Below are 22,189 nucleotides of genomic sequence, written 5' to 3'. Positions count from 1 at the left end.
TCCCAGTGTGGCCGATCACCCTCTCAGGTCGGCTACGCATCGTCGCCTTGGTGAGCCGTTACCTCACCAACTAGCTAATGCGCCGCAGGCCCATCCCCAAGTGACAGATTGCTCCGTCTTTCCAGTTTCCTTCAGGCGAAGAAAACAATTATTCGGTATTAGCTACCGTTTCCGGTAGTTGTCCCAAACTTGAGGGCAGGTTGCCTACGTGTTACTCACCCGTCCGCCGCTAACCATCAGAGAAGCAAGCTTCTCTTCAAGTCCGCTCGACTTGCATGTATTAGGCATGCCGCCAGCGTTCGTCCTGAGCCAGGATCAAACTCTCCAATAAAGTATTGAAAAGAGCGATAAGCTCATTTTGAATCTGACGAGATTAAAAATCTCATTTGTGCTCCAGTCGATTCAAGCCAAGGTTTGTCTCAAACTTTCGCGTTCATTCTGCAAGCAGAATGTTTACTCACTCGTTGTTCAGTTTTCAAAGATCAAACACGATTTGTTTTACTTTTTTTCGTCTCAACCAAGTCGGCGGCGACTTAAATAATGTAACACATTTCGTTTGTTTTCGTCAAGAACTTTTTTTTAATTTCTTTTTTGAAGCTTTAGTTCTTCACTTTTCCTCTGAAGAATTTATCGTTTGTTGGCGATAATCTCGTTTGAGGAACGAAATATAATGTATCATATATCGTGAATGAGAGTCAACATCTTTTTATAAATTATTAAACAAACAAAAAAGGAAGGTTTCCCCTCCCTTATGTTATCAATATAATGTCAGGCCTCTGGAGAAGGTTATGCCTCAATCCAATACCGAATTTCCCGGCCCTCTCCTCCGATTGATGGCCATCCTGCCGATTCTTTTACAATAGAACGAAAGACCAGCTTACGTATTACCAAAGGCAGATCTTCTCGAACAAATCTTAACTGTGGATGATGAACAAGTTCATTCATGCTCCACGGCTCCTTGCGACTTCTTAACACACGCAGCAGCAGTTCTGAGCACTCACTCATTTTGGACATTACGGAAAACTCACAGGCAAGCAGGACAAGCTCTACTCGTTGCTCCAGCGTCTCCGAGCTTACGGTAAGCTCTTGATAAAGTTTCCATAAAGCGCGATCCAGATTCTGCACATGTGTCCAGACGGCATGATCCGGGTATATCCCCTGTTCAATCAATACAATTCTTGCCCAGTTCCCCAGAGCCTCTAATACATTGTAGTAGGCATCTACAACATGACCTTCCTGAATATGACGTTTGGCCTCCACATACATTCTCAAGAAACTGGTGAATTCATGAAGCAGCTTTTGCTCACGCAATTCTGCCCCAAAGGTAGACAGTTCTTCTCGCAAATCACTTAAGGCGCTGTCCGCTTCCCAGATAATCTCACCTTCAATCAGACACTGGGTGAGATTATTATGATTCCCGGTTACTACACTACTCTTTAATTCATGACGGCTCGCATAGATCATCTGATAACGAAGATCACCATATCTGTAATGTCCGACCGTCGACTTCAATTGATCATCATTATGAACAACAAGTACTAATAATTCGAAATCTTGAATTAGGGAGCCGTGGAATCGCTCTCCCGGGTGGGAATAAGCGATAGCCCCAACTGCCCCTGTCTCTTCCGACTGTTCGGACAAAAAAGCAAGGTTCTTTAATTCCACGATTCCCTCCATACATTTCATGGCAGATAAGCGCCAAGTCAGTTATAATGTAATTCTACATCCAGACTGAAGTTTCCTTCTTTTCCAGGTCCAATACTACTCATACGATAGGAGCATTTTTCATGATTTTTAAATCAGCAAAAATTAATGCTTTTCGCACTTGGGGATTACTACTGACCATGCTAGGTATGGGCCTAATGATACTGGGAACAGCCGGGATTGTTTTCTGGGGACATGCAGGCAAGGTATTCGCAGCTGTAGGACTCGTCATCGGACTGATTGCCATGATGGCCAGTCTAGCCATTTATTTCTGGGCGGGTATGCTCTCCACCAGTGCAGTACAAGTCGACTGTCCGGAATGCGGGAAGTTAACCAAGATGCTTGGCAAAACGGATCGTTGTATGTTCTGTCATACCATCCTCACCCTGGACCCTAATAAAGCCAACATGACCAGTCAACAACTGAAAGCGCCTTCTACACAAGCTCCCCCCACCGATGGTTAGCACAAAATGGTCTCCAACCGTTAAATGTCTTTTACCTTAATTTCATTGAAGAACAAAAAAAAGGCCCGGTATGTTTACCGGACCTTTTTGGACTTGGCTTATAAGTGAGCCCTTATTGCTGTTATCGATAGCTAAAATATGAAGTTAAGTTATAAGTTCTACGACCAATAAAACGCTAGACTGTACGTACGATGGTATCCAATGAGAAACTTTGAACTTAGTGAAAATAAATTGGAGCAAGCAGGCACTCTGAGTTCGAGTAAATTATTTCTGGTAACCGGCCTGCTTTAATACCTCCCATGCAGAAGCATTAGCAAAACTTCGATTCCATGCTGCTACTCCGCCCAGCTTCAGCGAAGCAATCAAATCCACACGCGCCTGAAGGGACACGGCATCTTCGATCCATATTTTCTTGGTAGCTCCGTCTTCCTTATATTCCACATAGTTTTGTCCACTTGCCTGATCCAGTTCAGGTTTGAGTTTCTTCTCTTGGATCAGCTCCACAATGGCATTCATGCCCACCGCTTTGGAAGACACTTTAACCTCACCCTGATCATTCGTCTCTTCCGTCCATATCCGGGTATAGAGCGGAACCGCCATGATCAACTTGTTAGAAGGGACTTCATCCTCCTCAAGTATGCGTCTCATGGAAGCCTCGGTCCAAGGCAGAGATGCTACCGAACCTGCCTTGGGACTGGCCGCCCAATGTTCATCATAAGCCATCACAATAACATAGTCTGCAAAAGAACCTAATGCACGGCGATCCAGAAAGGCAGACCACATCTCACTGTTTGATTTCGGTGTTACATCGATTGATAACATCAATCCATGTATACGAGCCATCGCCTTGATCTCGCGCACAAACTGCGTAATATTCGGCCCGTCATCTGTATACACGTTCTCAAAGTCGATGTTTATACCATCCAGTTGATACGTCTGTGCATACTCCAACATCTGCTCGATAATATGCGTGCGTGTCTCGTAAGAAGCTACAGCTTCTTTTGTAACGTCCGGATCAAAGCTGTTATCCATGAGTCCCCATACTTCCATACCCGAACGGTGAGCCCAGTTCACATAAGCTTGGTTTCCCTTGCTTTTCACAGTGCCCTGTCCATCCGTAATATGAAACCATGTGGGGCTGACCACATTCACACCTGGCATTTTACCGATAGAGCCCACATCAGGCTGACGATTGTACACGGCTTCCCAAACCAGATTTACCGGTTTATTCTGCCACTTCTTCTCTGCTGCAGTCAGCGTATACTTGGGCAAGTCCACCTTCTTTTTCTCGGTGAGGACAATATAATCATTATCTACATATCCGGCATATCCATTATCGAGTTGAACAAAACTCTGTTTATCACCCGTCTGCCAGACACGTACCCGTGCATCCTTTTCCATGTCGGCAATGATTGGTGAGGATTCTCCACCACGTTTATATAACGGCACCGTTTTGTCCGCTTTGGATGATAACGTATCAATCTCTGCATACTGTATCATGTCTCCACCACGCATCAGCAGCACAGCACCTGTTACTGAATCTTCCTGTACGGTTATGCCATATACTTCTTTCAAAGGTTTGAGCGGAATATAGGCTTCTCCGTCCTTAACCTCAGGCTTAACTGTCATAGGATAATCTTTGTGATTAAGTTCTGCTTGTGTGCTTCCATCTTTCATATGAAGGACTCGCTGAGGAGAGGCAATAATGATATCTCCCGATTCTGATTCATAACGTATGCCTGCATCAATCGCTTCTTGCAGCACATCTACAGGCAACTTGAGTTGATCTCCTGTACCCAGAGCGTCTCCATCCATCAGTTGCCCATCTACAAAAATAGGCTGGCTTCTTCCTACCCAGTCGGGGTCTTCATGGGTCTGGTTCAACCATACATTTGTTATAAGCCAGTAAGCCCCCCCGGCGATTAGACAAGCCCCGAGAAAACCGGGCCAAAATGAACGTCGCTTCTGACGTGTATATCTGCTTTTTCTACCCAAACGTCTACCTCCGTTAATTATGCTGATCATAAGGATGTGCGCATAAGTTGTTATAAAGATGAGCATTTTGCATAAATGCTAAAAAAAAAAACGTGAAGAATCCATACTGAATTCTGCACGTTAATATTGTAATTCAACTCTCTTAATCCCTGCAACTTTTGCAAACGCCATATACTTCCAATCGGTGACCGTGCACTTCGAATCCTGTACTAGACTCCGCCTGAAGCTCTACACTTTTGAGTGAAGGATAGCTAAAGTCTTCAATCTTGCCGCATTGATCACAGATAACATGATAATGATCCGTCACATTGGCATCGAAGCGACTTGAATTATCTCCGTATGTCAATTCCCGGACCATGCCAGCTTCCAGAAACATCTTCAAATTATTATATACCGTTGCCACGCTCATACTGGGAAATTGGGGTTCAAGGGCTCGGTAAATTTCATCGGCTGTCGGATGCCCCATGGATTCCATCAGATAGTTCAATATGGCATGACGCTGGGGTGTAATACGGACACCGGTCGTTTTCAGATGCTCCAACGCATGTTGGACACGTGTTGCCATAAAACCCACCGCCTTACCTTTCATTCTCTGGTGAAGAGTAAGTTACCGTCTCCTCGCTCAGAGTTGATTCCCGGCCATTAAGAACGACAATCCATCTTTCATGCCGTGTAATCTTGCCAGTGTACATTTATTGTACGGCGATTACAAGTTTATTGTCAACGCGGCAGTCAAGGAACCTCTGTAGAATCCTCCTGGGAATTTGCTCCGTCTTCGGTTGTCTGTTCCAGATTCTCAGCCGTATCTTCAGAATCAGGTGTAACTGTTTCAGGCGTAGATACAGCCGGGTTACTCTGAATGGTGAGATCACTGTTGCCTTCAATTTTCACCCTGTACTCGCCCTCACCGAGCTGGCCTTCTATGGTTTTATTCTGTACTTTGAACGGCAGATCCGTACTTAGATCTCCATAACTGCTGGAACCCGCAAGACTGTAGTCTCCACGATCAGGAAGTAATACGTTAATGGCTCCCACCGCACTGTACACATCCCAGTCCCCCCCGACTTTGGTAGATACGATGTTAATACTGCCATTAAGTGATTGGGCTTTGATTCCCAGATTGGCTCCATCCAGCGTAATATTGCCGTTGCGTGTCTCTGCGATGAATTCACCAACGGAGTCCGCAATACTGATACTTCCCACTTGTGTAGCAAGATCTACATCGCCGGAAATACCGCGAGCCTTCATGTCTCCACGGTTACTGTCCAGATCGACATTACCTATGGCATTGGCTACAATGACATCCCCGTTCAACGTTTTCCCGGAGATATCTCCAACAGCATTGGTAATCCGGATACGTCCGTTACCCGTTTCGGCCAGTATGGTACTAATGGCTTCCGGACGGTTTAATAATATGGCTCCATTGGAAGTTCGAATATCCAGATTAAAACGACGATCATCCGGGATCGTTATGGTAAGATTCATACGCGGCTGCGTTTTTTCATTGTCTCCATACGTCTTGCCTGTAGCTTTGATATAAATCACTTTTGTACCATCGGCCTCTACAAAAGAGGCTGCTGCAACGGCCTTTGCCTGTACTTCCGTCGTCTGATCTACCCAGATCACCGTCCGTACTTCAATCTCATCTGTATCTCCGCGTTGTACCGAGATATCTCCGTTGACACCTTCAACCACCAGGTCTGACGTATCCATGCGAACAGGTACACGAATCGTGCCCTTATCCTCCATATATCCTGCCGCTTGACTGTAGTCCATGGATGCCGCTCCGAGATTTAGACTCACTCTATTCCATAAGTGCATGTAATGATCCTGCTCGGTGACGATAAATACGGAAGCTGCCAAAATCAGTGAGGTTAGAATGCCTTTGGCATCGGGTCTGAAACGTACTTTGATTTGCTCATCAGGATTGCTCGGGTTATCCGATTGCACCTTGTTTCTTCTGCGTGTCCACAGGAACAGCACAATATATTCAACACCCAAAACAACGAGCAAAAATGGCCACCAGTCCACCATCTCATATACATAGTCCGTTCCCCACCGTTTATCCAAAATCAACAGCACACCGACCGCTATGATTAAGGCGGCAGCCGTATAGCGGCCAACCCGGACTTTACGGTTCATCACGTTCCCTCCTTGTATCGTTTCCACTACATTTTTTTCTTGTTCAACATCACCCAGAACTCACGACCAAACAGAAGCAAACCGCCTACGATCATGAGAACCGCAAATGAATATCCGCCGTACATGGCGAGAAGCTCTTGAAACCAACGTGGTTTGCGGAAAAACAGTACCATCAAAGACCCTCCCACAATCAGAAGTAATCCAAACGATATGCCTCTCTCCCAGACCATCATTGCATCTCGTGTAGAACGTTCATTGGATATCGGCTTGTCCGAAGTTGCCTGGGTTACGGCTCTACGTCTGCGCATCATGACCCAATCCGCAGATTGCAACACATCATATACATTGTAAAAGTAAATAACCGGAATACACAAAGCCAGTAAGATGAGCAATGGCACATTAATCTGTATACCAATAGATGAGAAGTACAACACTGCTGACAGATCAAGCAAAACAAGCAGCATAAAGGTCAAACCCCTCATGTACAATCTCAGATAAATATGACCCAGGCCAGGAATAATGGCACTCAGTAATCCCGCAATAAACTTGTGAGTCCGATTTCTGACCGGTTTGGTCTGAACTGTACGAGTATTTTGGTTCAATTGACGTCTCCGTTTCATAACATACTCCTCTCTTCTGATCTGACCTTCCGCTCTTCATGCATTTGGTTAGATAGTACCCTAAAGAGCAAGGAGAGTAACTGGAAGAAATATGGATATGACCAAAAACCCTCCGGCACTACTGGCCTGGGGAGGGTTGTAATTCATTATTCGATCGACACCTTGGTAACGTGTTCCCATTGTCTTAACTTGGATACCAAGCCTACCGTTTGGAAATCATGCGGTACCTGAACATGTAACACAATCTCAATTTTACGTTCAACCGACACCATCTCTGCATAAGCCAAGTCTTGTTCATTCACGGTAATTTTACGAATTTTGATCTTCTCCTGCTCCATACATGAAGACAGTTGTTCGAGAAAACCGGGTTCTGACAAGGTATGAAGTGTAACAACATGCAGTTTGTTCCCTCGTAGATACCTTAGCTCTAATTTGTTAAATACCCAGAGATTAAGCAATACCAGAACGGTGGATACGATAGAGGCAAAAAAGAATCCCGCACCTGCTGCGAGCCCAATGGCTGCAACAACCCAGATTGAAGCAGCTGTAGTCAGTCCGGTAATGGATTTTCCCGTGAAGAGAATTGTCCCTGCTCCCAGGAATCCGACACCAGTAATTACAGCAGTAGCCAGACGCGCTGGATCGATCCTTACATTTAATTCATTAGCAAAATCTTTAAAGCCATAAACAGACAACATCATAATCAGTGCAGAGCCAAGACATACCAGGATATGGGTACGCAAACCGGCAGCATGATTGGACCGTTCCCGCTCCAGGCCTACGAGCCCTCCAAGCAGCATAGCCAGCAATAATCGTAATAAAATGTGCCACTCATCAATGAACCAGGGATCGCCCAAAGTCGGTATTCCTCCTCAAGTTGTTAATATTATTAAAGTTTATTCTTGTGAAAAGTCGTTAATTCCACTCCAGGTGCAATCTGTGTGACCTCCACGGGATTAAAACCAAATTTGGTGTACAGATTCACTGCGGGCTGATTCAGCGTTCCTGTGGAGACGATATAACGCGGAAGATCCGCATGCTGTTCCAACACATACGTCATCAAAGATGCCGCAATTCCCTTGCGAAAGTGATCCGGGTGCACCATCATTCGTGTAATGGTCAGTGTATTCTCCTCTTCCTCCGCCACAGAGACAGCCCCGATAAGCTCTCCGTCATCATGGATACAACCATAAAAATTCTCTCCACAATCCCGAAGTGTCTCCATCGTATCCATCAAAGGAGGAATCTCCTGAAACCCGATGATTTCGGCTTCCAATCGATAGGCCACATGTTGTAGTCTCCATAACTGTCCCAACGTCTCCAGATCACTCAGTGACAATGGTTGAATGTTCATATCCGTTCCCCCGTCCGAAATACATTTGTATCTATCAATACCAAAAAGAGGCTGTCACAGGGACGAGCCTCTTTCTGTCCGGCCTCACCGGAAGGATTAGCGGTTCAGTACATCTGCAAGCAGTTGGTTGGCTAGAGCGGGATTCGCCTTGCCTTTACTTTCTTTCATAACCTGACCAACAAGGAAGCCAATGGCTTTTTGTTTACCAGCTTTATAGTCTTCCACGGATTGAGGATTATTCGCTACAACTTGCTCAACGATGGCAAGAATGGCGCCTTCATCACTAATCTGCACAAGACCCTTCTCTTCAACGATCTGCTGTGGAAGCTTGCCGCTCTCCAGCATTTCCTTGAATACCGTTTTGGCGATTTTGCTGTTAATGGTGCCCTTCTCCAGCAGTCCGATCATTTCACCCAAACCTTGACCTGTCAGTGGAACTTGAGTCACTTCAAGGTTGCTCGTATTCAGGTAACCCAGCAAGTCGCCCATGATCCAGTTGGATACGGACTTCGCATCCTGAGTGTATTTCAAACTATCTTCAAAAAGATCTGCCACAGCTTTGGAGGAGGTAATAACCTCTGCATCATAACTAGGCAATCCATAATCAGCCGTGTAACGCGCCTTGCGCTCGTCTGGAAGCTCAGGTATGGTAGCTCTGATCCGCTCTTTCCAGGCTTCGTCGATATGCAAATTCACCAGATCCGGGTCCGGGAAATAACGATAGTCATGCGCCTGTTCCTTACCACGCATCGACAGTGTTTTCCCTTGAGCTTCGTCCCAGCGACGTGTCTCCTGAACCACTTCACCGCCATCATCCAGAATCTCAGCCTGACGGTATTGTTCATATTCCAGACCACGCTGAACACCACGGAAGGAGTTCATGTTCTTCAGCTCGGCTCTTGTTCCCAGCTTCTCCTGTCCATGTGGACGCAAACTGATGTTGGCGTCACAACGCAGTGATCCTTCTTCCATCTTCACGTCCGACACATCACAGTACTGCATGATTGCACGCATTTTTTCAAGATACGCACGTGCCTCTTCCGGAGAAGAAATCTCAGGTTCGGATACAATCTCCACAAGTGGAGTACCGACACGGTTAAAGTCCACCAAAGACGCGTATCCGCCATCGATATGTGTAAGCTTCCCTGCATCTTCTTCCAAGTGAAGACGTGTAATGCCGATTCGTTTCGTTTCACCATTCACTTCGATATCAATCCAGCCATTCTCACCGATCGGTTGATCGAATTGCGAGATCTGATAGGCTTTGGGTGAATCGGGGTAAAAGTAGTTTTTACGGTCAAACTTGCTGACATCAGCAATCGTACAATTCAGGGCCATCGCTGCCTTCATGGCATAGTCTACCGCCTGACGATTCAGTACAGGCAGTACGCCCGGATGTCCGAGACAGACCGGGCAGGTATGCGTGTTGGGCGGAGCTCCAAAAGCTGTGGAGCAGCCACAGAAAATTTTGGAGTTGGTATGCAACTCCACGTGGACTTCAAGTCCAACGACCGTTTCATATTTAGATGCGGACATTTCTATATTCCTCCGTTCCGGGCAGTCTACAGCTGCGGACGCTGCTTGTGGAATTCTGTATTTTGTTCAAACGCATGCGCTACACGCAATACGGTTGTTTCATCAAAGGCTTTACCGATAATCTGCAGGCCAACAGGCAATCCATCCGAGAATCCACATGGAATGCTAACAGCAGGTACACCAGCAAGGTTAACCGGAATAGTCAAAATATCGTTCAGATACATCGTAAGTGGATCATCCACCTGTGAACCCAGTTTGAACGCCGTAGTTGGCGCAGTTGGTCCGATAATCACATCATATTTGGCAAATACATTGTCGAAATCCTGTTTGATCAATGTACGTACCTTCTGTGCTTTCAGATAATAGGCATCATAGTAACCCGAGCTGAGTGCATACGTTCCGAGCATGATACGTCGTTTCACTTCCGGACCAAAACCTTGACTGCGGGACTGATGGTACAGATCCAGCAAGTTATCCGGATTGTCAGCACGCACGCCATAACGTACACCATCAAATCGAGCCAAGTTGGAAGAAGCCTCTGAAGATGCCAGCAGGTAATACGTAGCCACCGCATATTCGGTATGCGGAAGGGATACTTCTTCCCATGTTGCCCCGAGCCCTTCAAGAACTTTCAATGCAGACAAAACTGTCTCTTTCACTTGTGGATCTACGCCTTCACCGATGTATTCCTTCGGAACGGCAATGCGAAGCCCTTTGACATCACCTGTCAGTCCGCTCAAATAATCCGGGATTTCTACTTTTGCAGATGTCGAATCTTTGGCGTCATAACCAGCAATGGCTTGCAATACATAAGCAGAATCTTCAACATTTTTCGTCAAAGGACCAATCTGATCCAGGGATGATGCAAATGCAACCAATCCAAAGCGGGAAACAAGTCCGTACGTCGGCTTCAATCCAACAACACCGCAATACGAAGCAGGCTGTCTGATGGAGCCACCTGTATCTGATCCAAGCGTGAAGTATGCTTCTCCCGCAGCTACAGCTGCTGCAGAACCACCGCTGGAACCTCCTGGAACACGATCAAGTGCCCATGGATTACGTACAGGGGAGAAACTTGAATTCTCATTGGAGCCGCCCATGGCGAATTCGTCCATGTTGAGTTTACCAATAGTTACGGTGTCCGCAGCTTTCAATTTCTCGACAACTGTCGCGTCATACACCGGGTCGAAATTACGAAGGAATTGGCTACCACACGTCGTGCGCAGTCCGTTCGTAACGATGTTATCCTTAATACCTACAGGCAGACCAAAAAGCAAACCTTTCTCCTCGCCACTAACCAGACGGTCATCCAGTTGACGTGCACGAGCGCGTGCTTGTTCTTCATCCAGTGCCAAATATGCCTTAACTTTATCGTCATGCGCGCCAATGTTCTGATACGCCTGATCCACCAAATCGCTGACCGACAGCTCTTTGGCATGCAGCTTGTTATGTAACTCAGGCAACGATTGTTCAAATAAACTCACAGTTTTTGTCCTCCTTCCGGTTATCCGTTATTCCATTACTGCAGGCACTTTAAACTGCCCGTCTTCTTCTTCCGGTGCATTGCGCATCACCTGTTCAATCGACAGGCTTTCTTTGGTCTCATCTTCACGCATAACATTGCTTACGTGCAGAACGTGAGTGGTGGGCTCGATGTCTTCTGTATCCAGCTCATTCAGCTTTTCTGCATATTTTAAAATCGCGTTCAGCTGACCTGTCAGGGTCTGTTCTTCTTCAGCAGTCAAGTTGAGCCGGGCCAGCTTGGCCACATGCTGAACGTCATTATTCGAAATACTCATTAGCGGATGCCTCCTTCATTCGTTCTGATTCCCGAAACGACCTGAAACGAATCGCTCGTTTAACGGGCTAAAGTCTCAAGATAACTTTTTTCATTATAGGTGAGATAGTTCGACAATTCAATGCAAATGACCTGACAGGCTTCCGGGAAGCTAAAATCAAACTTATAAAATAAAAAAGAGCCGGCATCAGCCGACTCTTAAAATTCTAAATCCATGCACGCAGATTAACCTGCTTTATAAAATCCGCCTGTGACATAACATCGTTCGCGGTTTCCTCTTCCTCTTCCACAGCTTGAAAATCTCCGTTCATCAGATGATGAAACAGCTTCTCATTGTGTGTCGCAAGGGCGTAATCTATCAACGCTTCTCGCTCGACCCGCTCAGCTTCCTGCTTCAGCAGAACCTCTTCCAGATCGACGTCGCCGGATGGAACAAAAAAGTTCCGGTTCACCTGCGGCACTCGAAGCACGTAATCGAACGCATTGTCCGGATTCCGGTCATAAGCGATGATGAAACCATATTCCCCCACAGGAAGATTCTGCTCAAACGCATCCGCGACGATGACAACCTTCTCTCCTAATCGCAGCATCGTCTAACCTCCTGGTAGTCTATCATTAATATTTATTTGTATAGTCTACTAGAAAAGAATAACGATGTCTAGGAATACTAGAATTAAACAACATATTTGTGCAAAATCTTTTTTCCATTTTTAAAATGATGTTATTTCTGATTCCGTGCACCTGGCTTGCGCTGTGATCGAATCACGACAAACCAATATATGATAAGCGGCGTGGGAAATCCTGTGATGCCCCATAATCCCCATAACCAAGGGAAACGTCCACGTCTGCGTGCGTCCTGAAAGATCCATGTGCCCTGAACCAGAAGAAAAATGCCAAGCAATGTAAGCCACAGTGGAGAAATCTCATCCAATGAATAATGTATTTTATTCATGACGAACCTCCTTCCGGCGCCGTCCGGCCCAGATCACAGCCAAAATCACCGCGACAGCTGTACCAAGTGCCTGGATTCCCAGATAAAGAGCTGGAGCAGATACGAAAAATAATGCCCCGAAGGTAATGGCAAGTAATCCAACCAACCAGAAACATATCATCTCAATCCAATTGGCTCGACGTCTAATCTGTCTCCGTTCCCTGACTTGGGCTTCAAGTGCACCCAAAGAAGGAATACTTGTCGGATCAAATGCATCATCCAGCACTTTCATGTGTTGCTGCAATCGTTCCACAACTTCTTGTTCTTGTGCATCGTCTGATCTGCTCATCCTTATTCCAGCTCCTTTCTTAACTGACGGAGACCATAAGCTGTGCGTGACTTCACCGTTCCCGCAGGAATATCCAGCATTTCCCCGATCTCGTCATACCCGTATCCATAATAATGCTTCAGTAACACTGCAACACGATGTTCGGGTGTCAGTCTTGTCATCGCATCCATGACATCTGTCCATTCTTCATTCCGAATCTCAAGCTGCCAGCGGAATCGACGTACAGCCTGATCCCGAATGAGAGCAAGCCAGTTCTGTTCTCTCTTCTTACGTCTTGTCTTATCGATATAGATGCGGGTCGCAATGGTGATCATCCATGATGAAAAGGCAGACGTGCCATCATATCGATGGATATTTTCCATACAACGAATCATCGTATCTTGCACCGTCTCTTCTGCGAGGTTAGCGTCCATTGTCACTTTCACAAGATACTTATACACAAACGTGTAGTGACGTTGCAACAACGCTGCGAGTGCGCTATCGTCTCCCGATACTGCTCTGCGTACCTCTTCCAGCTCAGCTACCTTTATCATGAAATCACCTGCTTCCCGTTCAATCTGGAGTTAATACGACAGGCTCTGCAAAAACGTTCAATGAAATCAAAAAAAAAATTAAACGCGACAATTTCCCGGGCAATCAGACTTGATTCCGGTAATCTTGCAGCTTGTCGAACCACGGTTGGTTGCGGGCTCCGTTTCTTAAAACACGGCTTGTCCATATATTCTGCTGAGACTTCACCACTTCATTGGTCACGCTAGGGTTATGTATTAAAGCTCGCTCAGTACCTGTTTCTCTTTTCCCACTTTCCAATATGCGACGGTTTTCTTCAATGATCGGATACTCGACACGCTGATTCAACGGAATAACTCTTGTTTTCTCCACTTTGATATTCCCCACTCTCATGATCTACTATTTCTTAAATTTATTATTTCTAAATCAATCTGTACTTGCTGCTAGCTTGCTACTGGTCTCAAACTGGCTTGTGATGAAGCGCATCTTGCATCTCTATGTAGCGTAAAAAAAGGGCTAATTCTGTGATAAAAAGGGGCTGAAAACAAAAAAAGAACGCAAACCGGGTATAGACCACAGTCTGCGTGCTTCGCGAGGTTGGGTGTTTCTTGGTAATGCTTCAGTTAGATGATGCCTTAACGCTTGTAACAACTAATTGCTATTCTAATGAAAAAGTTGTCACTTGTCCAGACTTTCTTCACATATCATGTCGGATTATCTTGCGGACACGTAAGGATTGTTCTGTTTCTCATAACCAATGGTCGTTTTGGGACCATGACCTGGATATACTTTCACTTCATCAGCAAAGGTGTAAAGCTTGTTCTGGATTGAATCAATCAGATCCCGTTCACGCCCTCCTGTCAGGTCCGTTCTGCCCACACCCATGCGGAACAGCACATCACCGGCAAACAGGTCGTTATCACAAAGCAAACTTACACTGCCTGGTGAATGTCCAGGTGTATGGAACACTTTAAACGTATGACCAATCAGATTCAGCTTCTGCCCTTCGTCCATGGCATATTCAGCAGGATCTGTCGAAAGCGGTGGTGTCGCCTGCGGCCAATTCAAAGATCCATTTAATTTCGGGGTGGTGAGCCAGTCACTCTCCAAGTCATGAAGATAAACGGGACATCCCTTCAATTTACGGATCTCATCTACCCCGCCCATATGATCAAAGTGAGCATGAGTGAGGAGAATCGCTTCAATCTCCAAGTCTTGGATCGCCTTAAGCAGCGGCCCTGGATTCATGCCTGGATCGATAATGACGGCTTTACCCGGATCATCTCCTTGTAAGAGATACGCATTGGTCTGAAGCGGGCCTAGTGTAAACGTACGAATGTTAAGCATATCGGCTTAGTAACCCGAAATCAGTTCACGCAGCTCACGGATAATGGCTGCATGTGACTCCGTTCCTTCCCCATAACGTTTACCAATCTCTTGACGCGCTACAGCCAAATTTTCTTGATAATCTGCTGCTTCACGATCCGGATTAAGGCGTTTGAATTCAATCATGACTTCCTGTACATGCTGCGGACGAGGTCCCCACTGACCTAACACATGACCACCTGTATCTGCAAAAATAACGACTGGCACGGAGCGGCCACCCATGGTCAGGAATTCATCCATCACTTCCGGATGGTTCTCCATAATCAGAACTTCTGTTGGAATTCCTGAGATTTCAAGCGCCTGGAACACAACCGGAATATTACGGACAACATCCCCGCACCAGTCAGCAGCCAGAATTAACACACGCAGATCATCGCGATGGTTCAGGCTCTCAAAGAACTCACGATCCTCTTCGTTCGACCAAGTAAAGCTATCATAGTTGGCCTGGAATTCACTTTGGTTCTTGGTCATACTCTCGATAAAATCTTTCGGTGGAAGACCTTTACCGAATTTGTGAGACAAGTTGGGTTTACCCATGACTAGACACTTCCTTTCTTTTTACGAACATTCATCCATTTAATAAGTACATAAACGATCATAAGGGCGAGAGCGACAAGCAAAATAGGCATAACATATGGTGCCGCTTTCTCATCAATATGCTTCCATTGATCTCCAAGAATCATCCCTAAATATATAAACAATGCAGTCCAAGGTATAACAGCGAGTGTAGTAAGCAAGATGAATTTGCCTGTGTGCATTTTCGTGATGCCAGCCGGGATGGAGATTGCATGTCTTACCACCGGAACAAAACGCGCTGTGAAAATGACACCTGTACCATACTTGCGGAACCACTCCTCGGAATGGTCGATGTGTTTTTTCTGGATGAGTATGTATTTACCGTAGCGTTCAAGCACAGGTCTGCCGCCATAACGGCCAATCCAGTAAATAAATAACTGGGCAATCACACCGCCCACCGTACCAAAAATCATAGCACCGAAGAAGTTGATATTACCTTGTGAAACGAGAAAACCTCCATACGCCAGCACAATTTCGCTTGGGATAACTTCCAACATTAATCCAAGCATGATTCCAAAGTACCCAAGACTTTGAATCCAATCGAACAATTGGCCAACAAGGTTATGAATAAAGTCCATCTCAACCCTCTTTCTCCATCCTGATTGGCGGTGCCCCTCCGCACCATGGATGTTCGTCCCTATTTTATCACAGGGCTGTGGACGTTGCTACTTCACGAGGTTGGGATAGTGTCCCGTTCGCAGCAGTCCGCATATGGTATGGGGAGAGGAGCGTGAGAAGATGTCACACAAGTCAATACCCGGTTCTCCGCCGGTCAAACATACGAAATCTGGTCAAAACCTTCCTTCCGCCAGAGGAATTCGCAGAGCATGCAGTAAGGAATTGTACCGGACAGCCAAAAGGCTAAAAGTATATGTCTCTCCCGAACGGATGAAGCAGGCGGAAGAATATTATTACGGTAAGGTGATCACAAATCTGCTCTGGATTGGGGAGAATCGCGACAACCGCAAGAAATTATGTGAGTGGTGGAACAAGGATGTCAGTGAAGAGATCGCCGCGATGTGGGAAGTAGATGTTGAACCATTAAAAGATGCATTTCAGCACGCATTTGGCGGTTATCGTCTGTAGATTATGGAGGAATGAGGCAGATAGCTGTGTCTTCAAACCTACTGAAAGACGCAGCAAAGCTGAAGCGAATCTTAAGCGAATCTGAACATGTTAGGAACGGGTGAGGGCACGGGCACTGTGTCCTTAACGTGTGATGTTAATGCCCCTTCACGTACGAGCAAGCGATAGAGACAACATAAATGCGAATTGCTCACTTATGATGTAAAGCTTCGCTCTGGGCGGAGTTCAGGGTCGTCCTCTGGCTTGCGGATCGAGCAGAGCATGGAGCCGACCACCACGGGGAGCATGAACATAAGCTGGGATTATATTTTCATGCTCATGCTCAAGCCCATACTCATAACTCAAGCCCAAGCCCATGAGCGGTAACGAATCTGAGTCGTCTTATTCAAGGATTTGAAGCACTCTTAGAAATCTAAGGAATCTGAGACACGTTATATCGAAATTTTTGGACTTTTATAGGGTTTTTGTTAGGGAATTTCCGGAAATAACGTGTCTGATGTTCCTTACAATTTAAAAGGAGGAGCTAAAGGCCAAATAAGACGTCCTGTGTTCCTTAGAAAATCGCATACCCATCCGCGAGGAGCAGCCAGCTTGGACTCCCAGAATTTTTAGACGTTGACATCCATCATCATTTCGCTTGGGTTAGCGTCAAGATCCAGCAGTGATTCAAGGGCTCCGCTTAGTCAACTCTGGAGTAAACGGAGGAGAAGAACCCGAAGCAAGCCTGCGCAGGTTCTCTCCATAGCCTGGAGCATGTTCTTCCAGTACAAAGCGACGATCATTGCGAACGTTTCCTGCTTCCACTTCCTCAGCCAACAGTTGATACTGTTCATACATCTGTACACCAGCGGCGGCGGTCTGTCGAGCTCGATCCGTGAATCCTGCCTTCCATTCCCGCCGCGCTGCCTGCTCCATCCAATACAAAGCCGTGGATTGGCCAATGCCATCATACCGATTCAATGCGATCGCTTGTTCAAAATATTCTCCAGCTTGCTGTCCTTCGCCGAATTGGGCTGCCAATCGTCCCAGTTCGATGTAAATCTGAAGGTGCATTGGGGAATGGGACAGGCTGTTCAAAAGAAGTGATTCTGCTTCTCGTCCCGGGAGCGTTCGCGCAAGAGATATCACGATATCCGGTCGATTCGGGTTAGACTGAAGGGCAGCCATAAGATGCACCTTCTGTGCTGGAGTGCCATCCGGTTCAGACATCGCCTGACGGTACTGCACTTCTGCTACGGCATATCGGGAGGTCAGCCAGACTGTTCCCCCAATCCAGAAAAGGATGATCATCACTATGGATACCCTTATTAGCCGAGCAGTTACTCGCTGAAAAATATGAAAGAAGGAACGCATCGGGACAACTGATGGGTGGGATTGGGTTGATAAATATCGCAAGAAAAGAGATCTGGATTTAGATCTCAATTTAGATCCCGATTTGGATCTGATAAGAGTGTATTTCACAGTTACGCCGGATCGCTGGACCCCCTCTGTTTCCGTCTTCAATGCGACTGCCCAAGCACCGAGCCAGATGAAGAGCATCCAAAATAATGTAAAGCTCCAGTCAAAGTCCATCACCCCATGCAGGCCAAAAACAAGCATGGATGGCATGAGCTGCGGTGCAAAATAAAAGATGCTTCGCAGGGTGAGGAGAAACCACCCTGCGACAAGCACGATGCCGATCATGCCCGTGTCCAGGGCGAGATCGAGCAGGCCGTTGTGAACCTCGCCTCCAACATAAGGCGAGGATTGAATGGCGCGAAACATGTTGCGCCATGTATCTCCCCCGTGGCCGAGCCATGCGGCCTCGGTCCACAGCTGGAGGGCGTCCCGCCACATCTGTAGGCGGGACACCCCAGTGCCGACACCCGCCGCGAGGCGATCGGCGGTGGAGGCCACGGCCATCAGTGCAGCGGCGGCTCCCGCCAGCACGATGGCCGTCAGGGCAGCGGCGCGCGGAGCCTTGGCGGCGCCGCTGTGCCATAGACGGCACAGCAGCAGCGTGCCGAGCAGCGCAGCTGCCCATGCCCCGGCCAGTGCCAGCAGGCCGGGCACGGGTGCAGGCGCCAGCTGGGCAGCAGCCAGCTGGCGGTACAGCCAGGCCGCGCACGCCAGTGGCGCGGCCATGGCCAGCAGCAGCGGCAGGCGGGCACCGCGCCGCTGCAAAGCGTAGGCGGCGACCGCGGCGCAGCCGGTCGCCAGCCAAGCGCCGCGCGACTCGCTCAGCAGGAGCGCGGCTTGCGCAGGCATGAGCGGCAGCACTGCCGCAATGAGTCGCCCGGCCGGCACAGGCCGGGCTATGACTCGCGCGGCCGCTGTCAGCCGCTCCAATGCGTACATGCCAACAACGGCACCGTACGCATTCGGGTACTGCAATAGTCCGCCGAGCCTTGCTCCGGCGGAGCTGATCTCGGGGTCAGCAGTTCGCATCACCCCGAAGGGCAGCGGCAATATCCCGCACACGGCAAAGATGCCGCTTAGCACAAGCAAGCCGCCTGCCATCTGCCAACCGCAGGCTAACCAACGCGCACCATTCGTGCGCGCAGCCAGTATTGCGGTGAGCAGAGTAAACATCGCAAGTAGGCTCCACCGCAGCATCTCATCCATGCTGCCCTGTTTACTCACTGAGCCTACCCATGCATGTAGCCCAAAACATGTCATCATCCCCAGCGGCCATAATACCCGCCACATTCCTGGAAATCGAAAAATTTTCTCAACGATTCGTTGGAGTCTCCCCCGACCCTGTCCCAATGACATGGGTATTCGTTCACTCGCCTTCTGCGGACGAATACCTACAAGGAAAAACAAAAACATAATCAATATGCTTCCTGCTGCGATCAATAGGACAGGGTACATATCCGCTGAATAGTACAGTCCCCGACTCAGACATCCTGCAAACAGCAAGACAATGGAGAGTATGCCCAACCCAACAGTACATCCCGAACCTAAAATACGTTCACTCCTCAAGGTCCAAGAAAAACTCCCTGACGCATCGGTCTGAATAGCTCCATTTGGATTATTTTTATCATCTTTTTTATACGTATCACGTTTGTTGTATGTATGTTCCCTATTATATGTACTGTCTCCACTATCCCTAATGTCCCCATTACATAAGTCCTTGTTATCTACAGATTCTGTACCATTTGCGTGGTGAGACCGTTCAAACGCCTGTTTCACTATTACCTCGTTCGCCGCATACCCTCGTCTATCCCTCACAACTCCCTTATCCATTGTCCTATTCTTCATCTCTACCCTCCTTCCACCGCTCCATATGCATAACAAAAAGACAGAAGATCCCGATAACGGGTCCTTCTGCCTGATATACATCTGACAGTTATGATGTTGCTTGCTACGCAGTATGTGCATTGAATATCATTTTACATTCAGGGACCCTAATTGCAGTATGTCCCTGGATTGGCGTTGGCACACTCAGCAAAGGTCGCAATTTGCGGAATCTTGAACGGTTTCTTTGCTCGATTTTGATTTCCCGTTGGCCTGCTTGCCATCACCAGGAAGCAAATCGGCACAAGCCCGCTCCAAATATGGATCAGCATGAATGAAATCACGGAAAGCTGTGTATTCATTCCACATCTCCGTCACTTCGCCAGCCTGACCGCGAACAGCACGAATCAATATGTTTTTAGGCGTATTCTCCATATCGATGAATTCAAGCAATTGTGTCTTGTATCCCATCAGATCAAGCAACTTGGCACGAATCCCATCCGTAGCCAGTGCGGAAAAACGTTCCTTGAGGATGCCATGGGACAACAACGGATTCATCACGGAAGCCTCTACTTGATCAAACAGTTCATGCTGACAGCAAGGAACAGACAGAATAACAGAAGCCCCCCAACGAACTGCCTTCTCCAAAGCAGCATCGGTAGCTGTATCACAGGCATGCAGTGTGACAACCATATCCACTTCATTCAATTCATCGTAGTCCGCGATGTCTCCAACCAGAAACTTCAGATCGCCATAATGCAATCGATTAGCCAGATCATTACAGTGTTCAATTACATCTGCCTTCAAGTCCAACCCAATAATCTTGAGTGAACGCCGTTGTTGTACAGACAGATAATGATATAACGCAAATGTCAGATAAGACTTGCCGCAACCAAAATCAACGATGGTCAGTGGACGTCCTTCCGGCAGATGTGGAATGACATCCTGCACCATTTCGAGGAAACGGTTGATCTGTCTGAACTTGTCATACTTGCGGGCCAGCACACGACCTTCTTCGTTCATAATACCAAGTTCAACGAGGAACGATACAGGTACGCCTTCTTCTAATACATATTGTTTCTTGCGATTATGCGACAGATCCACCGCAGTTTTGGAAGCAGATTTGGTCAGAATGGATACTTTATATTTTTTGCTGATCAAAATTTGATAGTCTGCCTCGGTCGTACAGAGCAGCCCTTGACGAAACGTCTCTTCGCATAACAAAGTCATGCGCTCAGCCGCTTCAGCCGGAGTCAAATTCTCGTGCAGCACTTTGTTGTTATAATGAAATGCAAATTGATAATGCAGCTGATTCTTCAGTGTCACCGGCTTGACTTGCACTTTGGTATACGAGACATTGTCCCGTCTGCGCAGCTGGCTCCAGGTCGCTGTAATCAGCGAATTCTGTTCAAAGATGTCTTGTATAAGCTTTCGCAATGAATCCACGGGGTACATCTCACTTTCGATTTGGTTTGGTCAACCGTTACCATACCACAATTCCGTTCCCTCTCCAAGTAAAGGCATGTAACAGGCCTTGATCCAATCCATATTTTATGAGTTCATCTCTTGACGACTTAGTTCAGCTAGTCCCTCTTCAACTTCGTTCCGTGGCAGACCGCCCTGCTCCAGTTGTTCATCCGTGAGTGGGCTCAACCTTTCATAGAACGCCTGTACATCATCTCGGTAGCTCACCGGGAATTCAGCACCAAGCTGTAGCAGCCTGTACCAACTGTTCTCTGCCTGGTCATAACGCCCTTGTTGTTCACGATACAGGGCAAGCTGTCTTTCGGTTCGAGCAGGGAGTTCATATTCTTTCGTAAGCCCCAACACACCCTCCACCCGTTCCGGTGCGTCCAACAACTTGGGATTAGCGCCATGATTCAATGCATACAGGTAAAAATGAAGTGATCTCATCAATCGAATGAGGGCGTCATCCTCTGCGTCCATTCTCTCCTGATCATCTATGCCTTCCACTTTGGCCTTCTCTTGATAGATGTAAGCCTCTTCTTCAATCAGCCTCGCGGCTTGCTGCAGATTATCTACCTCAATTATTCCGCGAAAACGGAACATTTCAATAACATCCTCTGCTGGCAATGAGTTCAGTAGAGATAAGTTCAACCCAAACTGCCTGCGCATCAACTCATCCAGTTCAGACAATGCCTCGGTGTGCTTACGCTGCTGTTTGAGCGTGAACACTTTGCCTATTGCTTCAGTCATTTCCTCCATCATGCGGAGCAGATAATCTTTTCTGAACATGCTGTATGCCCCCTCATCATTCGACCCTATACATTCAATCGTTCTCATATCGTTCCTTTATATTTATTTTAATTCATGCCATGACAAAAAGCCAAAAACAAGAAACACGTGTCTTTGCTCTAGCCATGAACACACTAAACCCCTGCCTATCCCAAAGGGACGTGGCAGGGGCTCGGTTGAAATGGAACTGGGTACTCCTCCTCCACAAGAGGTTGAATCATCCAGAAACCAAACTATATTCTAATTATATCAACATTAATCAC

At 47.1% G+C, this 22,189-nt stretch carries 23 protein-coding genes and 1 rRNA gene; 2 read left to right on the top strand and 22 right to left on the bottom strand.

Annotated elements, in window-relative coordinates; genetic code table 11:
* Positions 1-331, bottom strand: a 16S ribosomal RNA gene (locus tag CXK86_RS23095); the annotation flags it as partial.
* A 455-nt stretch (positions 332-786) separates the two neighbouring features.
* Positions 787-1,665, bottom strand: a complete 879-nt coding sequence (locus CXK86_RS23090) for a nucleotidyltransferase-like protein (RefSeq protein ID WP_036667991.1) — start codon at positions 1,663-1,665, stop codon at positions 787-789.
* Between the two features lie 122 nt (positions 1,666-1,787).
* On the opposite strand from CXK86_RS23090, the gene CXK86_RS23085 reads away from it, so the two are divergent.
* On the top strand, positions 1,788-2,168 hold the full coding sequence (locus CXK86_RS23085; RefSeq protein ID WP_017692307.1) for a DUF2614 family zinc ribbon-containing protein: 381 nt from the start codon (positions 1,788-1,790) through the stop codon (positions 2,166-2,168).
* Between the two features lie 264 nt (positions 2,169-2,432).
* Here the strand turns inward: CXK86_RS23085 and CXK86_RS23080 are convergent, their stop codons facing one another.
* The 17 genes from CXK86_RS23080 to uptA form a co-directional block, all read right to left on the bottom strand.
* On the bottom strand, positions 2,433-4,163 hold the full coding sequence (locus CXK86_RS23080) for a glycosyl hydrolase family 18 protein (RefSeq protein ID WP_036667993.1): 1,731 nt from the start codon (positions 4,161-4,163) through the stop codon (positions 2,433-2,435).
* Positions 4,164-4,305: 142 nt separating this feature from the next.
* On the bottom strand, positions 4,306-4,728 hold the full coding sequence (gene perR / locus CXK86_RS23075; RefSeq protein ID WP_026081471.1) for a peroxide-responsive transcriptional repressor PerR: 423 nt from the start codon (positions 4,726-4,728) through the stop codon (positions 4,306-4,308).
* Between the two features lie 167 nt (positions 4,729-4,895).
* Positions 4,896-6,305, bottom strand: coding sequence for a DUF4097 family beta strand repeat-containing protein (locus tag CXK86_RS23070; RefSeq protein ID WP_076253605.1), 1,410 nt, complete (start codon positions 6,303-6,305; stop codon positions 4,896-4,898).
* A 26-nt stretch (positions 6,306-6,331) separates the two neighbouring features.
* A complete protein-coding gene (locus CXK86_RS23065) occupies positions 6,332-6,925 on the bottom strand; it encodes a hypothetical protein (RefSeq protein WP_083684937.1) in 594 nt (197 codons plus the stop codon).
* 146 nt (positions 6,926-7,071) lie between these two features.
* Positions 7,072-7,782: an MgtC/SapB family protein gene (locus CXK86_RS23060; protein ID WP_017692302.1), complete on the bottom strand. Its 711-nt coding sequence runs from the start codon at positions 7,780-7,782 to the stop codon at positions 7,072-7,074.
* A gap of 32 nt (positions 7,783-7,814) precedes the next feature.
* Complete coding sequence (locus CXK86_RS23055) at positions 7,815-8,279, bottom strand: GNAT family N-acetyltransferase (protein WP_076253603.1); 465 nt, start codon at positions 8,277-8,279, stop codon at positions 7,815-7,817.
* A 96-nt stretch (positions 8,280-8,375) separates the two neighbouring features.
* A complete protein-coding gene (gene gatB / locus CXK86_RS23050) occupies positions 8,376-9,815 on the bottom strand; it encodes an Asp-tRNA(Asn)/Glu-tRNA(Gln) amidotransferase subunit GatB (RefSeq protein ID WP_036667996.1) in 1,440 nt (479 codons plus the stop codon).
* Between the two features lie 26 nt (positions 9,816-9,841).
* Positions 9,842-11,299: an Asp-tRNA(Asn)/Glu-tRNA(Gln) amidotransferase subunit GatA gene (gatA, locus tag CXK86_RS23045; RefSeq protein WP_036667997.1), complete on the bottom strand. Its 1,458-nt coding sequence runs from the start codon at positions 11,297-11,299 to the stop codon at positions 9,842-9,844.
* Positions 11,300-11,326: 27 nt separating this feature from the next.
* Positions 11,327-11,614 carry an Asp-tRNA(Asn)/Glu-tRNA(Gln) amidotransferase subunit GatC gene (gene gatC / locus CXK86_RS23040; protein WP_036607033.1) on the bottom strand — a complete coding sequence of 96 codons (288 nt, stop codon included), beginning with the start codon at positions 11,612-11,614 and terminating at the stop codon, positions 11,327-11,329.
* Positions 11,615-11,819: 205 nt separating this feature from the next.
* The gene (locus CXK86_RS23035; protein WP_024631336.1) at positions 11,820-12,203 is read right to left on the bottom strand and encodes a hypothetical protein; all 384 of its coding nucleotides are present in this window, start codon (positions 12,201-12,203) and stop codon (positions 11,820-11,822) included.
* A 131-nt stretch (positions 12,204-12,334) separates the two neighbouring features.
* The gene (locus CXK86_RS23030) at positions 12,335-12,565 is read right to left on the bottom strand and encodes a hypothetical protein (protein ID WP_179087940.1); all 231 of its coding nucleotides are present in this window, start codon (positions 12,563-12,565) and stop codon (positions 12,335-12,337) included.
* Positions 12,558-12,893: a YxlC family protein gene (locus CXK86_RS23025; RefSeq protein ID WP_036667998.1), complete on the bottom strand. Its 336-nt coding sequence runs from the start codon at positions 12,891-12,893 to the stop codon at positions 12,558-12,560. Before CXK86_RS23025 ends, CXK86_RS23030 begins: the two co-directional genes overlap by 8 nt.
* Positions 12,894-12,895: 2 nt before the next feature.
* Entirely contained in the window at positions 12,896-13,426 is a 531-nt protein-coding gene (gene sigY, locus CXK86_RS23020; RefSeq protein ID WP_036667999.1) for an RNA polymerase sigma factor SigY, read from the bottom strand.
* 103 nt (positions 13,427-13,529) lie between these two features.
* Positions 13,530-13,775 carry a hypothetical protein gene (locus CXK86_RS23015; protein WP_036668001.1) on the bottom strand — a complete coding sequence of 82 codons (246 nt, stop codon included), beginning with the start codon at positions 13,773-13,775 and terminating at the stop codon, positions 13,530-13,532.
* Positions 13,776-14,117: 342 nt separating this feature from the next.
* Positions 14,118-14,750: an MBL fold metallo-hydrolase gene (locus CXK86_RS23010; protein WP_036607016.1), complete on the bottom strand. Its 633-nt coding sequence runs from the start codon at positions 14,748-14,750 to the stop codon at positions 14,118-14,120.
* A gap of 6 nt (positions 14,751-14,756) precedes the next feature.
* On the bottom strand, positions 14,757-15,326 hold the full coding sequence (locus CXK86_RS23005; RefSeq protein ID WP_017692292.1) for a thioredoxin family protein: 570 nt from the start codon (positions 15,324-15,326) through the stop codon (positions 14,757-14,759).
* Positions 15,327-15,328: 2 nt separating this feature from the next.
* Positions 15,329-15,943, bottom strand: a complete 615-nt coding sequence (uptA, locus tag CXK86_RS23000) for an undecaprenyl phosphate transporter UptA (RefSeq protein WP_036607012.1) — start codon at positions 15,941-15,943, stop codon at positions 15,329-15,331.
* A 160-nt stretch (positions 15,944-16,103) separates the two neighbouring features.
* On the opposite strand from uptA, the gene CXK86_RS22995 reads away from it, so the two are divergent.
* Entirely contained in the window at positions 16,104-16,451 is a 348-nt protein-coding gene (locus CXK86_RS22995; protein WP_076253601.1) for a dehydrogenase, read from the top strand.
* Between the two features lie 666 nt (positions 16,452-17,117).
* Here CXK86_RS22995 and CXK86_RS22990 read toward each other — a convergent pair.
* The 3 genes from CXK86_RS22990 to CXK86_RS22980 all read right to left on the bottom strand — a co-directional run bounded on the left by CXK86_RS22990 (position 17,118) and on the right by CXK86_RS22980 (position 21,926).
* Complete coding sequence (locus tag CXK86_RS22990; protein ID WP_373888075.1) at positions 17,118-18,575, bottom strand: O-antigen ligase family protein; 1,458 nt, start codon at positions 18,573-18,575, stop codon at positions 17,118-17,120.
* Between the two features lie 1,302 nt (positions 18,576-19,877).
* A complete protein-coding gene (locus tag CXK86_RS22985) occupies positions 19,878-21,125 on the bottom strand; it encodes a class I SAM-dependent methyltransferase (RefSeq protein WP_051447021.1) in 1,248 nt (415 codons plus the stop codon).
* Between the two features lie 96 nt (positions 21,126-21,221).
* Positions 21,222-21,926 carry a DUF6483 family protein gene (locus CXK86_RS22980; RefSeq protein WP_076253599.1) on the bottom strand — a complete coding sequence of 235 codons (705 nt, stop codon included), beginning with the start codon at positions 21,924-21,926 and terminating at the stop codon, positions 21,222-21,224.
* Positions 21,927-22,189: the final 263 nt, after the last annotated feature.

Source organism: Paenibacillus sp. BGI2013 (assembly GCF_002843485.1).
Taxonomy (GTDB): domain Bacteria; phylum Bacillota; class Bacilli; order Paenibacillales; family Paenibacillaceae; genus Paenibacillus; species Paenibacillus amylolyticus.
Note: the sequence above shows the minus strand (reverse complement) of the source record. Positions and strands in the feature narration are given on the sequence as shown.